Raw genomic sequence first — 14,457 nt, forward strand, 5'->3', positions numbered from 1 at the left:
TGTGCGGAAAAGCAGGTCGCCTGCATGGTGGGTCGAAAGTCCCACCCCGCGGAGACCACTACATCTAGTCTACTTACACGAACGTAGGCACAAGATGTAGTGGCGACAGGGACTGGGGCGGACAAGAGATGACCATCATCGCGGACGGGACAGAACGAGCAGAGGCCCCCACACCCGACCGCGAGGACCCCAGCGGCCCCGCCCTCAGCGTCCGCAAGCGCGACGGACGCACCCTCCCGTTCGACTCGACCCGCATCCGGGCCGCCATCACCAAGGCGTTCCTCGAGGTCCACGGCGAGGTCAGCCCGCTGCACGACCTCACGATCACCGACCTCGTCGAGCGCACGCTCGACGAGCTCCGCACCCGCTACGCCGGCGAGGTGCAGATCTACGAGATCCAGAACGTCGTCGAGCACACGCTGCTCTCCTCGCACGAGTACGACGTCGCGAAGGTCTACATCGACTACCGCGTGCAGCGCGACCTCGCGCGCTCGCAGTCCGTCGACGTCAACCACTCGATCGGGCAGCTCATCGGCAAGGACTCGTCCGTCGTCCACGAGAACGCCAACAAGGACGCCGACGTCTTCAACACGCAGCGCGACCTCACGGCCGGCGCCGTCGGCAAGGCCATCGGCCTGCGCATGCTGCCCGACCACGTCGCCAACGCGCACACCAAGGGCGACATCCACTACCACGACCTCGACTACCACCCCTACGCGCCGATGACGAACTGCTGCCTCATCGACTTCCACGCGATGCTCTCCGAGGGCTTCCGCATCGGGAACGCGCAGGTGTCCCCGCCGCGCTCCATCCAGACGGCGACGGCACAGATCACGCAGATCATCGCCAACGTCTCCTCGAGCCAGTACGGCGGCTGCTCGGTCAACCGCATCGACGAGCTCCTCGCCCCGTACGCGGAACGCAACTTCGCAAAGCACCTCGCCGACGCCGAACGCTGGATCGAGGACGAGTCGCGCCGCGACGAGTACGCCCGGGAGAAGACCCGCAAGGACATCTACGACTCGATGCAGTCCCTCGAGTACGAGATCAACACCCTGTTCACGTCCAACGGGCAGACGCCGTTCACGTCCGTGGGCTTCGGCCTCGGGACCGGGTGGTTCGAGCGTGAGATCCAGCGCGCGATCCTCGAGGTGCGCATCCTCGGCCTCGGCAAGGAGCGCCGCACGGCGATCTTCCCGAAGCTCATCTTCACGCTGCGCCGCGGGGTCAACCTCGAGCAGGGCGACCCGAGCTACGACATCAAGCAGCTCGCGGTCGAGTGCGCGACCAAGCGCATGTACCCCGACATCCTCAGCTACGACAAGATCGTCGAGATCACGGGCTCGTTCAAGGTGCCGATGGGTTGCCGCTCCTTCCTCCAGGGCTGGAGCGACGCCGCGGGCCGCGACGTCGTCGAGGGCCGCATGAACCTCGGCGTCGTGACGCTCAACGTCCCGCGCATCGCTCTCGAGACGCGCGGCGACATCGAGGGGTTCTGGGCGCTGCTCGAGCAGCGCCTCGAGATCGTCCACGACGCGCTCCTCTACCGCGTCGAACGGTGCAAGGAAGCGGTGCCCGCGAACGCGCCCATCCTGTACCGGCACGGTGCGTTCGGCGAGCGCCTCGCCCCGGACGACGACGTCGACTCGCTGTTCCGCGGCGGCCGCGCGACCGTGTCGCTCGGGTACATCGGCCTCTACGAGGCCGCGGCCGCGTTCTTCGGCGGCGAGTGGGAGTCCGACCCAGAGGCGAAGGAGTTCACTCTCCGTGTCCTGCGGACCTTGTCGGAGCGCGCCCGTGCGTGGACCGCGGAGCACGGTTACCAGTTCTCCGTCTACGCGACGCCGAGCGAGAGCCTGACGGACCGCTTCGCGCGGCTCGACGCGAAGAAGTTCGGGGACGTCGAGAACATCACCGACAAGGGCTACTACACGAACTCGTTCCACTACGACGTCCGCAAGGACCCGACGCCGTTCGAGAAGCTCGACTTCGAGAAGGTCTACGCACCCCTGACGTCGGGCGGGTTCATCCACTACTGCGAGTACCCGGTCCTGCAGCAGAACCCCAAGGCCCTCGAGGCAGTCTGGGACTACGCGTACGACCGCGTCGGCTACCTCGGCACGAACACGCCGATCGACCACTGCCTCGAGTGCGACTTCCACGGCGACTTCACGCCCACCGCGCGCGGCTTTGCGTGCCCGGCGTGCGGCAACGACGACCCGCGCACGTGCGACGTCGTCAAGCGCACCTGCGGCTACCTCGGCAACCCGCAGCAGCGGCCCATGGTCCGCGGCCGCCACATCGAGATCTCCTCGCGCGTCAAGCACATGGCGGGCAGCACGGGGTCGCTTCCTGATGGCGCGTGAGCCGCTCCCGGACTGGAGGTCCGACCGCCTCAGCCAGGGGCGTGTCGCGGACTACAAGCCGTTCGTCATGGTCGACGGCGAGGGCGTGCGCTGCTCGCTGTACGTGAGCGGCTGCCCGTTCGCGTGCGAGGGCTGCTTCAACGAAGCAGCCTGGTCGTTCCGGTACGGGCAGGTGTTCGACGACGCGCTCGGCGACCGCATCGCCGCGGACCTCGCGCACGAGGCCGTGCAGGGCCTGACCCTGCTCGGCGGCGAGCCGTTCCTCAACACGGGCGTGTGCCTCGCCGTCGTGCGGCGGCTGCGTGCGACGCACGGCCGCGCGAAGGACGTGTGGGCGTGGAGCGGCTACACGTTCGAGGAGCTGCTCGCGTGGGCCGAGGCCGGGCACGACGACAAGGCCGAGCTCCTCGCCGAGGTGGACGTGCTCGTCGACGGGCGGTTCGACGTCACGCAGAAGGACCTGCGGCTCGCGTTCCGCGGGTCGCGCAACCAGCGCGTCATCGACGTGCCGGCTTCGCTCGCTGCGGGCCGCGCCGTCGCGTGGAGCGGCGTGCAGGACGCCTCCGCGACGTTCGAGCAGGTGGACCGGCGGGCGCTTGTCTGATCGCGGTGCCGGGACGCCGGTGCACTCAGCCCCCCGACGGCCGGGACTCGCTGCCCACAGACGGGCGGCTGCAAGCAACTCCCCACAACGTTGGGCTGCGCCGTCCGCAGGACCGCGGCTCCCATCACCGGTCGCGCGGCCCTTGCGGCGTGACGATGATGAGGGCATGGACCTCAAGGACCACCTGCACGGATACCTGCGGAACCGGCGCTCTGACCTGCTGTCGAAGCTTGACGGGCTGAGCGAGCACGACGCGCGCCGCCCCATGACGGCCACCGGCACGAACCTTGCCGGGATCGTCAAGCACGTCGCGAGCGTCGAGGTGGGGTACTTCGGCGAGGTCTTCGAGCGCCCGTTCCCGACCCCGCTCCCGTGGTTCGACGACGACGCCGAGCCCGACGCGGACTTCTGGCTGCCCGAGGGGCAGACGGTGGCCGACGTCGTCGCGCTCCACCACGCGTGCGCCGCGCACAGCGACGCGACGATCGAGGCGCTGCCGCTCGACGCCCCGGGCGTCGTTCCCTGGTGGGCTCCCGACCGTCGCGAGGTCACCCTCGGGCAGGTGCTCGTGCACATGCTCGCGGAGACCGCCCGTCACGCGGGCCACGCGGACATCGTCCGCGAGACCCTCGACGGGACGGCGGGGATGGCCCCCGGCGACGGGATGGTGACGCGACGCACGCCCGAGGAGTGGGCGACGCACCGGTCGCGGATCGAGGCAGCCGCCAGGGCGACGGTCATCGGCGCGGGCTGAGGCTCCGCTCACCACACGAGCGCTCGGAACACCGGAGACGCCACCGCGGTTGTACCGACCATGCCCGTCACTCTCTCCATGCTCGACCTTGCCCCGATCGTCCCCGGCGAGACCGCGTCCGACAGCTTCGCAGCGTCGGTCGCTCTCGCCCAGCAGGCCGAGAAGAGCGGCTACGCGCGCGTCTGGTACGCCGAGCACCACAACATGCCGTCCATCGCATCGAGCGCCACCTCCGTGCTCATCGCGCACGTCGCTTCGCAGACGTCGACGATCCGCCTCGGCGCGGGCGGCATCATGCTGCCCAACCACTCCCCGCTCGTCATCGCCGAGCAGTTCGGCACCCTCGAGGCCCTCCACCCCGGACGCATCGACCTCGGCCTCGGACGCGCCCCGGGCGGCGACCACTCCACCTTCCGCGCCCTGCGCCGCGACCCCGCCGCGTCCGACCGCTTCCCGCAGGACGTCGTCGAGCTGCAGGCGTACCTCGCCGGACGGTCCCGCGTCCCCGGCGTCACCGCCACCCCAGGAGCCGGCTCGCACGTTCCGCTGTACATCCTCGGATCGTCCCTGTTCGGCGCACACCTCGCTGCGACGCTCGGCCTGCCGTACGCGTTCGCGTCGCACTTCGCGCCCGCAGCCCTGCACGACGCCGTCGCGACCTACCGGCGTGAGTTCCAGCCGTCCGACCAGCTCGCCGAGCCGTACGTCATCGCCGGCGTCAACGCGATCGCGTCCGACGACCACGACGACGCTCTCGAGCAGCTCATGCAGGTCAAGCGGGCGCGCGTGCTGATGCTCCTGCGGCAGAGCGGGCAGGTCCCCCTCGACCGCACGTTCACCGACGACGAGCTCGACATGCTGCTCGACTCCCCCGTCGGCGCGCAGGTCGCGTCCATGACCCACTACACGGGTGTCGGCACCGGCGCGGAGGTCTCCGAGTACATCTCGACCTTCGCAGAGCGTGCCAGTGCCGACGAGGTGATCGTCGCCCACTCGTCGCTCGACGTGGCCGCCCGCCTGAGGTCCGTCGAGCTCCTCGCTGCCGCCCACCACTGACCGCGACGGCGCTCCTCGCGGTCAGCCCATCGGGGAGCGCCTCGCTCCAGACCTGGGAGCGCTTCAGACCCCGGAGCGCTTCAGACCTCGAGGATCGCCTCGCGCTCGGCCGACAGACGGGCTACCTCGTCCGCGGCCACGCCCGAACGCTCACCGAGCAGACGCTCGACCCGCTGGACCGCTTCACGAGCGCGCCTGCAGCGCGCTCGCGCGTCCTGCACCGACCGACGCACGGACATCGCCGAGAAGATGTCGTCGAAGAACATGTCCATCAGCTTGGTCCCCTCGGTCACGCCGACCGAGTCGACTCCGACGACGAGGTCCACGTCGGCAAGCTCACGCTGCAGGCGCCGCACGGCGTCGTCGGCCTGACGCATGAGAGCCTGCGCCTCGTCGATCTTCGAGTGCTTGACCATGTCGGTGACGAAGCCGCCGCCGAACAGGTCGAACGTCGCCCAGGACTCGGCGCTGTCGAGCACCCGGAGCACCTCGTCGAAACGGTCACGCGCTCTGCGCGCTGCGATCAGTGCCTCGTCGAGCTCGCGGCTCACCTCCCGCGCGGCCCCCATCTCGGTCGCGAGCGTCTCGAGCCGGACCCCGTCCGGGTGCCCGCTCGCACGCAGCCACTCGCCGCGCGCCGTGAGCACCGAACGCCGCCACGTCTCGAGGTCACCGAGCTCCTCGATGCGCGCGGACAGGTTCTCGACGTCGGCGCGGGCCGCGCCCGCCCGTGCGACCGCAGTCGCGTGGGCCGCCTCCGCGCGAGCTTCCTCGGCGCGCTCGCGCATCAGGTCGTCGGCGCGTGTGCCGCGGAAGGTCGCGGCGAGCCGCTCGAACGAGAAGCCCTCGAGACGCACGACGTCAGCGCGCTCGGCATCGAGCATCCTGCGCGTCTCGGACACCTGCTGCTCCGCCTGGGAGAGCTCACGACGGGCCACGTCACGAGCGCGCAGCAGCGCAGCCCGCTCCTCGAACGCCCGCGCGACCTCCTCGAGCCGTGCGTGGATCGCCGCGCCGTCGAGGCGGGCGGCTTCCGCGCGCCCGTCGGCTGGCTCGCTCACGGGCAGGGGACGGTCAACGGGGCCGTCGTACGGATCCCCACGATCTCCTCGAGCGGCACCGACACGTTCGTGCTCAGTCCGAGCGTCGAGACCCGGACGCCGACGACGCCCGTCGCGACCTCCGTGCTCGCCGCATGCGTGCCGCACCCGAAGCCCATCGTCACGACGGCTTCCACGACACCGTCGGGCTGGACCTTGATGGAACGGTCGCCCGGCACGGCGGTCGGGTCCTGCACCGGGTCCGTGACGGGACGGAAGGTGATGGTGAGCTGCGACGACGCGTCGGCCTCGGGCGCCGAGAGCACCACGGGTGTCAGCGACGCGTTGCGGATCTCGACGGCGAACGTCGTCGTCCCGCCTGCCGGGTCCGCGAGGACCCGCCCGTCGCCAGCGTCCACCTGAGCCAGGTCGAAGAGATGCGTGCGGTCGCCACGCTCGATCGACGGCGTCAGCGCCAGGAACAGCCACGCGCCCACGAGCACAAGGACCGCGAGCACGGCGATGCCGGCCTTGCCGAACCTTCGCCACGGGATCAACGGAGCGGGCTTGGGCCCGGTGTCCATGACCGACGTGAGCCATGCGCTGCGAGCGACGGGCGAGGCGTCGCGCATCGCCATCATCGGATCCTGCTTGCGGTCGTGCTCATGAGCGCCCCCTGGTGTTTTCGCAGATCGTAGCGGAGATGCGCCTCCCGACAACAGACCATGCGGGGGCCCCGGGAAGCCCCCTCACGGCCGGTCGCCCGGACCCGCACGTCACGTGCAGGTCCGGGCGACCGGTCAAGCCCAGCGGACGAGGTCAGCCCGCGAACGCGGCGCGCACCTCGTCGAGACGCTCCGCGACGACCTCAGCGACCTGCACCGCGTTGAGCGCGGCACCCTTGCGGAGGTTGTCGTTGCTGATGAACAGCGCGAGCCCACGCCCGCCGGGGACCGACTGGTCCACGCGGATGCGTCCCACGAAGGACGGGTCGGCGCCTGCCGCCTGCAGCGGGTTCGGCACGTCGGTCACCTCGACGCCCGGCGCCCCGGACAGCAGCTCCGTGGCACGTTCGGGCGACAGGGGCTGGCCGAACTCGGCGTTGACGACGAGCGAGTGCCCCGAGAACACCGGGACGCGCACGCACGTCCCGGAGACCGCAAGCTCGGGCAGGCCGAGGATCTTGCGGGACTCGTTGCGGAGCTTCTGCTCCTCGTCGGTCTCGAGCGAGCCGTCGTCGACGATCGAGCCAGCGACCGCCACGACGTTGAACGCGATGTTGCGCACGTACTTGTCCGGCTCGGGCAGCGCCACCGCTGAACCGTCGGTGACGAGCGCCTCGAGCGGCACGTCGCCCGCGACCGCGGCACGCACCTGGTCGGCGAGCTCGGTCGCCCCGGCCAGGCCAGAGCCGGACACGGCCTGGTAGGTCGACACGATGAGGCGCTCGAGCCCAGCCTCGTCAGCCAGCGGCTTGAGGACCGGCATCGCGGCCATCGTCGTGCAGTTCGGGTTCGCGATGATCCCCTTGCGCGCCTCCACGACGACCTCGGGGTTCACCTCCGACACGACGAGCGGCACGTCCGGGTCGAGCCGCCACGCGGACGAGTTGTCGATGACGACGGCGCCCGCCGCCGCGAAGCGCGGCGCGTGCTCCTTGGACGTGCCGCCGCCCGCGGAAAAGATCGCGATGTCGATCCCCGAGAGATCGGCGGTCGCCACGTCCTCGACGACGACGTCCTGCCCCTTCCAGGGCAGCACCTTGCCGGCAGAGCGCGCGGACGCGAAGTAGCGGATCGTGCCGACCGGGAAGCCGCGCTCGTCGAGCAGGCGGCGCATGACCGCGCCGACCTGACCGGTCGCACCGACGACGGCGACAGTGAGGTTCTCAGCCATCTTCAGCGCCCCGTTCCTGCGTAGACGACCGCTTCGGCGTCGCCGTCGAGCCCGAAGGCCGTGTGCACGGCGCGCACCGCGTCGTCGAGGGTGTCCTCGCGGGTGACGACGGAGATGCGGATCTCCGAGGTGGAGATCATCTCGATGTTGATGCCAGCGTCGCGCAGCGCCCCGAAGAGCTTCGCGGACACGCCCGGGCTGGACTTCATGCCCGCGCCGACGAGCGAGAGCTTGCCGACCTGGTCGTCGAACTGCAGCGAGGCGAACTTCAGCTCCTCCTGCGCGGCGGTCAGCGCGGCGAGCGTCCCGGGGACGTCGCCCTCCGGCAACGTGAACGAGATGTCGGTCAGGCCGGTCTGGGCGGCGGACACGTTCTGGACGATCATGTCGATGTTCGCGCCCGCGGTCGCGACGACCTCGAAGATGCGCGCTGCGGTACCGGGGACGTCGGGCACGCCGACGACGGTGATCTTGGCCTCAGACCGGTCGTGGGCCACGCCGGTGATGATCGGGTCTTCCATCGGGAGCTCCTCGCCGTTCTCGGCGTTCAAGGGTCGGTTGGTCACGAGGGTGCCCTCCTTTCCGGAGAAGGAGGACCGCACGTGGATCGGGACGTCGTAGCGACGCCCGTACTCGACGCAGCGCAGGTGCAGGATCTTCGCACCGCTCGCTGCCATCTCGAGCATCTCCTCGTAGGTGAGGCGCTCGACCTTGCGGGCGGCAGGCACGATCCGCGGGTCGGCCGTGAACACGCCGTCGACGTCGGAGTAGATCTCGCACACGTCCGCACCGAGGCCCGCCGCGAGCGCGACGGCCGTCGTGTCGGAACCGCCGCGGCCCAGCGTCGTCACGTCGTTCGTGTCGCGCGTGACGCCCTGGAAGCCGGCGACGATCGCGACTGCGCCTTTCTCGATCGTCTCGCGGACGCGTGACGGGACGACGTCGACGATGTGCGCCTTGCCGTGCACGGCGTCGGTGATGACGCCGGCCTGCTGGCCGGTGAACGACTTCGCCTTGATGCCGAGGTTGTTGATCGCCATCGCGAGCAGCGACATCGAGATGCGCTCGCCCGCCGTCAGGAGGATGTCGAGCTCACGCTGCGGGGGGGCTGGTGTGACCTGCTGGGCGAGGTCGAGGAGCTCGTCCGTCGTGTCTCCCATGGCCGAGACCACGACGACCACGTCGTTCCCGGCTCTCTTGGACTCGGCGATCCGCTTCGCCACCCTCTTGATGCTCTCCGCATCCGAGACTGACGAGCCGCCGTACTTCTGCACGATGAGTGCCATACGTTGCTCTCTTCTGTCACTGGTCCCGTCGATCTAAACGTCCACCAGGTGTTGTGTGAGTCGTGGCGATCATAGCCACGGCGCCGCGCGGGCCGCGACGGCCCTTCGTCATGCGGACGCGACGACGCCGCGGCCTCCGTCGTCGGAGTGCCGCGGCGTCGCGTGGTCAGCGTGCGTGGATCAGTTCTTCTGCTGCTTGGCGATGTAGTCCTGAGCGGAGTCCACGGCCTTGTCGACGTGCCCGTCGACCTTGTCGGGAGTCTTGCTCTTGACGAAGTCGCCCGCCTTCTCGAGGCCGTCGGAGACCTTGTCCCCATGCTGCTCGAGGGCGTCCTTCGCCTTGCCGACCAAGTCACCGAGTCCCATGCGCTTTTCCTCTCCTCGAGCGCGCCGACGCAGCCCGTCCGCGCATCCGTTGCTCACGCTAACCCGCGCCCCGCGTCCTTGCCAGGGTGCCCGCCCGCGGCACGCGGCGGCGCCGGTCAGGCAGCGAGGACCTGCCACCCGAGCCGGACGATGAGTGCGCCGACGACGAGCACGAACACGACACGCACGAACGTCGACCCCTTCGACACGGCCATGCGCGCGCCGATGTACCCGCCGACGAGGTTGGCCACGCCGACGGTCAGCCCGAGGCTCCACAGCACGGCGCCGTACGGCACGAAGAAGATCAGGGCGCCCGCGTTGGTCGCGAAGTTGACGATCTTCGCGAGGGCTGACGCCGGGAGGAACGCGTAGCCGAGCACGCTCACGAGGCCGATGACGAGGAACGTCCCCGTGCCGGGGCCGAGCAGGCCGTCGTACGCACCGATGACGAGCCCGAGCCCCGCGGCGGTCCAGCGGTGGGTGGCCGTGCCCTCCCAGCGGAGGCTGGACGTCCTGCCGAGCTGCGGCTTGAGCAGCGTGTACGCGGCGACGGCGACCAGGACGACGAGGATGATCGGCGTGAACAGCCCGGCGGGGATGCGCGAGGCGAGCGCTGCTCCGCCGACGGCGCCAGCGAGGGCTGCGAGGGCCATCGGCAGCGCGGTGCGCAGGTCGGGTCCGACGCGCCGGTAGTACGTGATCGCCGAGACCGAGGTGCCCATGATCCCGGCGAGCTTGTTCGTGGCGAGCGCCTGCACGGGGCTGATCCCGGGGACGAGCAGGAGCGCGGGAAGCTGGACGAGCCCGCCACCGCCGACCACGGCGTCGATCCAGCCCGCTGCGAAGCCGGCCACGACCAGCAGCAGGATCGTGGTGCCGGGGATGTCCATGCGTCGGTGCGCGGGTCAGCGCGCGGCGTCGGCCGGGGCGTCTGCCCCGCCCTGGAGAGCCTCGTACTCCGCCTCCGCTGCGACGTCGTCGTCCACGTCGAGGCGCAGGTGCGCGAGGATCATCTGCAGCACGCGCGCAGCCGAGGCGGCGCGCTCGGCCCAGCTCGAGAGCGCGGAGAACTGCCACCACCAGAGCGCCTCGACGACGTGCCCGGCCTCGTGGTGCGCGAGGCCCTGCATGAGGGCCGCGGCGATCGCTGCGACGTCGTCGGAGAGGCTCGCGTCGCCGGTCTCGCCGCCGAGCACGGGGTCGACGACCTCGGGGTAGGCGTCGAGCCCGTCGAGGACGCGGGCGAGCGCGACGCGCAGCGGCTCGACGTCCGTGTCTGGTCCGGAGTCGGGTTCGAAGCGCTCGTCGGGGACGACGTCGACCATCGCGCCGAGCCGTGCGCCGGCGGCGAGGATGTCGGTCGTCGCGAGGAGCAGCAGCGGGATCGCGGCCTCGGGTGCGGCGCCTGAGGCGACCTGGGTGCTCGTCTCGAGGAAGCGGGTGGCCTGGACGGCGAAGGACTCGGCGACCTCCGCGAGGCTCGCCGGGGTGGGCGCGGGTGCGACCGCGTGCTCAGCCATGAACGACTCTCCGTCCTTCGAACGCCCGGCCGAGGGTGACCTCGTCGGCGTACTCCAAGTCTCCCCCGACCGGCAGGCCGGAGGCGAGTCGCGTGACGCGGAGCCCCATGGGGACGAGCAGGCGCGAGAGGTAGGTGGCGGTGGCCTCACCCTCGACGTTCGGGTCCATGGCGAGGATGACCTCGGCGACGGTGCCGTCGGCGAGGCGCGTCATGAGCTCCTTGATGCGCAGGTTGTCGGGCCCGACGTTGTCGATCGGGTTGATGGCGCCGCCGAGCACGTGGTACGTCCCGCGGAACTCGCGGGTGCGCTCGATCGCGACGACGTCCTTGGGCTCTTCGACGACGCAGATGACGGTCGTGCTGCGGCGCGGGTCGCGGCACACCTGGCAGCGCTCCTCCTCGGCGACGTTGCCGCACACCTCGCAGAAGCGGACCTTGTTCTTCACCTCGATCAGGGCGTCGGCGAGCCGCCGGACGTCTTCCGTGTCGGCTGCGAGCAGGTGGAACGCGATGCGCTGCGCGCTCTTGGGCCCGACGCCGGGGAGACGGCCGAGCTCGTCGATCAGGTCTTGGACTGCGCCTTCGTACACGCGTTCAGCCTAGTTCCTCGCCGGGAACCTGGGCGTCACGCCTGGCCCTCGACGATCTCGGTGATGACCTTGGCGCCGAGGAGCTGCGCCACGAGCGGGACTCCCATGAGGGTGGTCTCGGAGAAGTCGACGGAGTCCTCCGCGTACGGGGGCTCCTCGTCGTAGTCCGGGGGGACCTCGGCGTCGGGGATCGCGTCGTCCACCGGGGCGGCGGGCGACGACGGGCGCGTGCTCGCGCCGGCCTGCCGCGCGGCGAGCGCAGCCTTGGCGGCCTGAGCGCCGGTGAGGTGCTGGCCGGGCAGGTCGCCCGTCGGGACAGGGGCGAGGTCGGGTGACGGGACCGTCGCCGAACGCGGCATCGCGGCCGGGCTCTGCGCGTCTGCCGACGGCGCGGCGGGCGCAGGCGTGACGGGCGCCAGCGTGACGGCCGGTGCGTGCGGGGCGGCAGGCGCGGACGCGTGGGAGGCCGTCGACGTGGGTGCCGGATCGGGGACGTACGTGCCGACCGGGACGACCTCCCAGTCGGTCACCGGTCCCTCGGGCTCGGGCGACCGTGCCGGTGCGGAGGCGGCCGCGGCCACCGCAGCGGCCGGCGCGGCTGCGGGGGCGGGTTCGGGGGCCGGCGCGGGCACGGCTGCGGCAGCCGGTTCGGCGACCGGTGCGACGACGGAGATGGTCGAGTCGACGACCGTTGCGGCTGACGGCCCGGCACGGTGCGGTTCGGCCTCGTGCGCGGCGGCGGACGTTCCGGTCGCGCTCGCGAACGGGTCGTTCTCGGTGGCAAAGGAGTCGGTCTCAGGTGCGAACGGGTCGGCCGGGTGGCCGCGCCCCGGGTCGGGCTCCTCGGGCGGGGCGCTCGCGGACTCGCGCGCCGACGGGCGGGCCTCGTCGATGCCGCCCTCGACCTTGACCTCGAAGCCGAGCGTCTCGTGGACGGCCTGCTGAACGAGCTGCGCGTGCGGACCGTTGCGGAACGTCGTCGCGAGGCCGGCCGAGCCGAACGTGAGCCGCAGCGTCGTCGAGGTGAGCTCGGCGACCTGGGCGTTGTCCTTCACGAGCACCCACGTCGCGCGCTTGAGGTTGGACAAGGTCTCGAGAACCTCGGGCCAGCGACGGCGCAGCATCTCCGAGTCTTGCGATGCGGCGGCGTCCGCAGCCGGGGCGGGCGCGGAGGCTGGCTCGACGGCGGTCGACTCAACGGTGGACGCGGTGGTCGGCTCGACCGCGGTCGCGGTGGCCGGTTCGACCGCGGGCGTGGACACAGGCGCGGGGGCCGGCGCGGGCTCCTGCGCGACAGCGGGCGCTGGCTCAGGCGCGGTTGCATCGACGCTCGGCGTGAGCTCCTCGGCGCGAGGGGCCGGGACGTCCCAGGGCGGCGCGGGCTCGACGGCCGCCTCGGGAGCGACGGGTTGCGCGACCTGCGGGTCGGGGCGCACCTCGTCCTGACTGTGCGCCGGTCGCTCGTCGTCGTGCGGAGGCTCGAGGTCCCACGGCGGGAGGTCCTCGCCGACCGGCGCCGGACGCACGGCAGGTGCCGGGGCACCCGCGTCCGCAGCCACGTCGTCCGTCGGGGCCAGCGAGACGGGCGCCGCGGCAACCAGGCCCTCGGCGGCAGGCTCGTCAGCCGATCGCCCGGTAGCTGCCGGGCCACGGCCGGTCGCGGCCGCGAGAGCCTGACGGGCGGCGGCCGCGCCGCGACCTGGCGCGGCGGGTGCTGCGCTCGGCTGGGGCGCCGCGACGGGGGCGGCGGGACCTGATGCGGCCAGCTCCTGCACGTCGGCGGGCCGCGCCACGGGCGCACCGCCCAGACCGCGCTCGAGCCGGTCGAGGCGCGCGGCCACGCCGACCATCGCGTCGTCGGCCGCAGGCAGCAGAAGACGCGCGCACAACAGCTCGAGGTGCAGACGCGGCGAGGTCGCGCCGCTCATCTCGGTGAGCGCAGCGTTCGCCAGGTCGGCCGCCCGCGACAGCTCAGAGATGCCGAGGTTCGTCGCCTGCAGACGCATGCGCTCCATCTGGTCCGCGGGCAGTCCGCGCAGCACCGACTCGGCGCTCTCCCCGCTCACGGAGATGACGATGAGGTCGCGCAGACGCTCGAGCAGGTCCTCGACGAACCGCCGCGGCTCGTGGCCCGAGTCGATCACCCGGTCGATGACACGGAAGATGCTCGCGCCGTCGCGCGCCGCGAGGCCGTCCACGACGTCGTCGAGCAGCGTCGCGTGCGTGTAGCCGAGCAGCGCGACCGCGAGCTCGTAGTCGACCGTGCCGCCGTTCGACCCCGCGATGAGCTGGTCCATGACGGACAGCGTGTCTCGAGCCGAGCCGCCACCCGCGCGCACGACGAGCGGCATGACGCCGCCGCCCACCTGGACGCCCTCCTGCTGGCACAACGTCTCGACGTAGGGAGCGAGCACGTCCGGCGGGATCAACCGGAACGGGTAGTGGTGCGTGCGCGAGCGGATCGTGCCGATGACCTTGTCCGGCTCGGTCGTCGCGAAGATGAACTTCAGGTACTCCGGCGGCTCCTCGACGATCTTCAGCAGGGCGTTGAAGCCCTGCGGCGTGACCATGTGCGCCTCGTCGAGGATGAAGATCTTGAACCGGTCGCGCGACGGCGAGAACGTCGCGCGCTCCCGCAGCTCGCGCGCGTCGTCGACACCACCGTGGCTCGCCGCGTCGATCTCGACGACGTCGAGGCTGCCCGCCCCTCCCGTCGCGAGGTCGAGGCACGACGGGCATGTCCCGCACGGGGTGTCCCGCGGCGTCTGCTCCGTGTTCTCGTGGCAGTTGAGGATGCGCGCGAGGATGCGCGCCGACGTCGTCTTCCCGCAGCCGCGCGGGCCCGAGAACAGGTACGCGTGGTTGACACGGTTCGAGCGCAGCGCCTGCATGAGCGGGCCCGTGACGTGCTCCTGCCCGATGACGTCGGCAAAGGAGTCCGGGCGGTATCGGCGGTACAGGGCTGTGCTCACGGAGC

The 14,457-nt window shown here is 71.3% G+C and carries 13 protein-coding genes; 4 read left to right on the forward strand and 9 right to left on the reverse strand.

The features are described from left to right. The first annotated feature begins 128 nt into the window (after positions 1-128). The 4 genes from nrdD to HF995_RS04220 all read left to right on the forward strand — a co-directional run bounded on the left by nrdD (position 129) and on the right by HF995_RS04220 (position 4,780). The gene (gene nrdD, locus HF995_RS04205) at positions 129-2,366 is read left to right on the forward strand and encodes an anaerobic ribonucleoside-triphosphate reductase (protein WP_168446513.1); all 2,238 of its coding nucleotides are present in this window, start codon (positions 129-131) and stop codon (positions 2,364-2,366) included. Further along, entirely contained in the window at positions 2,356-2,970 is a 615-nt protein-coding gene (gene nrdG / locus HF995_RS04210) for an anaerobic ribonucleoside-triphosphate reductase activating protein (protein WP_168446514.1), read from the forward strand. The genes nrdD and nrdG overlap by 11 nt, the downstream gene beginning before the upstream one ends. A gap of 166 nt (positions 2,971-3,136) precedes the next feature. After that, on the forward strand, positions 3,137-3,724 hold the full coding sequence (locus HF995_RS04215) for a DinB family protein (RefSeq protein WP_168446515.1): 588 nt from the start codon (positions 3,137-3,139) through the stop codon (positions 3,722-3,724). A gap of 60 nt (positions 3,725-3,784) precedes the next feature. Continuing rightward, complete coding sequence (locus HF995_RS04220; RefSeq protein WP_168446516.1) at positions 3,785-4,780, forward strand: LLM class flavin-dependent oxidoreductase; 996 nt, start codon at positions 3,785-3,787, stop codon at positions 4,778-4,780. A gap of 80 nt (positions 4,781-4,860) precedes the next feature. Here the strand turns inward: HF995_RS04220 and HF995_RS04225 are convergent, their stop codons facing one another. The 9 genes from HF995_RS04225 to HF995_RS04265 form a co-directional block, all read right to left on the reverse strand. Continuing rightward, on the reverse strand, positions 4,861-5,841 hold the full coding sequence (locus HF995_RS04225; RefSeq protein WP_168446517.1) for a hypothetical protein: 981 nt from the start codon (positions 5,839-5,841) through the stop codon (positions 4,861-4,863). Continuing rightward, a complete protein-coding gene (locus HF995_RS04230; RefSeq protein ID WP_168446518.1) occupies positions 5,838-6,458 on the reverse strand; it encodes a hypothetical protein in 621 nt (206 codons plus the stop codon). The genes HF995_RS04225 and HF995_RS04230 overlap by 4 nt, the downstream gene beginning before the upstream one ends. Positions 6,459-6,639: 181 nt before the next feature. Further along, positions 6,640-7,716, reverse strand: a complete 1,077-nt coding sequence (locus tag HF995_RS04235) for an aspartate-semialdehyde dehydrogenase (protein WP_168446519.1) — start codon at positions 7,714-7,716, stop codon at positions 6,640-6,642. A gap of 2 nt (positions 7,717-7,718) precedes the next feature. After that, on the reverse strand, positions 7,719-9,002 hold the full coding sequence (locus HF995_RS04240; RefSeq protein ID WP_168446520.1) for an aspartate kinase: 1,284 nt from the start codon (positions 9,000-9,002) through the stop codon (positions 7,719-7,721). A gap of 180 nt (positions 9,003-9,182) precedes the next feature. Continuing rightward, positions 9,183-9,368, reverse strand: coding sequence for an antitoxin (locus HF995_RS04245; RefSeq protein WP_168446521.1), 186 nt, complete (start codon positions 9,366-9,368; stop codon positions 9,183-9,185). A 116-nt stretch (positions 9,369-9,484) separates the two neighbouring features. Further along, on the reverse strand, positions 9,485-10,258 hold the full coding sequence (locus HF995_RS04250; RefSeq protein WP_168446522.1) for a sulfite exporter TauE/SafE family protein: 774 nt from the start codon (positions 10,256-10,258) through the stop codon (positions 9,485-9,487). Between the two features lie 15 nt (positions 10,259-10,273). Next, complete coding sequence (locus tag HF995_RS04255; RefSeq protein ID WP_168446523.1) at positions 10,274-10,888, reverse strand: DUF5063 domain-containing protein; 615 nt, start codon at positions 10,886-10,888, stop codon at positions 10,274-10,276. Beyond that, entirely contained in the window at positions 10,881-11,480 is a 600-nt protein-coding gene (recR, locus tag HF995_RS04260; protein WP_168446524.1) for a recombination mediator RecR, read from the reverse strand. The genes HF995_RS04255 and recR overlap by 8 nt, the downstream gene beginning before the upstream one ends. A 35-nt stretch (positions 11,481-11,515) precedes the next feature. Continuing rightward, the gene (locus HF995_RS04265) at positions 11,516-14,452 is read right to left on the reverse strand and encodes a DNA polymerase III subunit gamma and tau (RefSeq protein ID WP_168446525.1); all 2,937 of its coding nucleotides are present in this window, start codon (positions 14,450-14,452) and stop codon (positions 11,516-11,518) included. Between the last annotated feature and the right edge of the window lie 5 nt (positions 14,453-14,457).

Source organism: Sanguibacter hominis ATCC BAA-789 (genome assembly GCF_012396185.1).
Classification (GTDB): Bacteria; Actinomycetota; Actinomycetes; order Actinomycetales; family Cellulomonadaceae; genus Flavimobilis; species Flavimobilis hominis.

Coding starts and splice junctions, on each gene's coding strand:
- HF995_RS04235 (WP_168446519.1), bottom strand. CDS start 7,716: ATGGCTGAGAACCTCACTGTCGCCGTCGTCGGTGCGACCGGTCAGGTC.
- nrdD (WP_168446513.1), top strand. CDS start 129: ATGACCATCATCGCGGACGGGACAGAACGAGCAGAGGCCCCCACACCC.
- HF995_RS04230 (WP_168446518.1), bottom strand. CDS start 6,458: ATGGCGATGCGCGACGCCTCGCCCGTCGCTCGCAGCGCATGGCTCACG.
- HF995_RS04255 (WP_168446523.1), bottom strand. CDS start 10,888: ATGGCTGAGCACGCGGTCGCACCCGCGCCCACCCCGGCGAGCCTCGCG.
- HF995_RS04245 (WP_168446521.1), bottom strand. CDS start 9,368: ATGGGACTCGGTGACTTGGTCGGCAAGGCGAAGGACGCCCTCGAGCAG.
- nrdG (WP_168446514.1), top strand. CDS start 2,356: ATGGCGCGTGAGCCGCTCCCGGACTGGAGGTCCGACCGCCTCAGCCAG.
- HF995_RS04250 (WP_168446522.1), bottom strand. CDS start 10,258: ATGGACATCCCCGGCACCACGATCCTGCTGCTGGTCGTGGCCGGCTTC.
- HF995_RS04220 (WP_168446516.1), top strand. CDS start 3,785: ATGCCCGTCACTCTCTCCATGCTCGACCTTGCCCCGATCGTCCCCGGC.
- HF995_RS04215 (WP_168446515.1), top strand. CDS start 3,137: ATGGACCTCAAGGACCACCTGCACGGATACCTGCGGAACCGGCGCTCT.
- HF995_RS04240 (WP_168446520.1), bottom strand. CDS start 9,002: ATGGCACTCATCGTGCAGAAGTACGGCGGCTCGTCAGTCTCGGATGCG.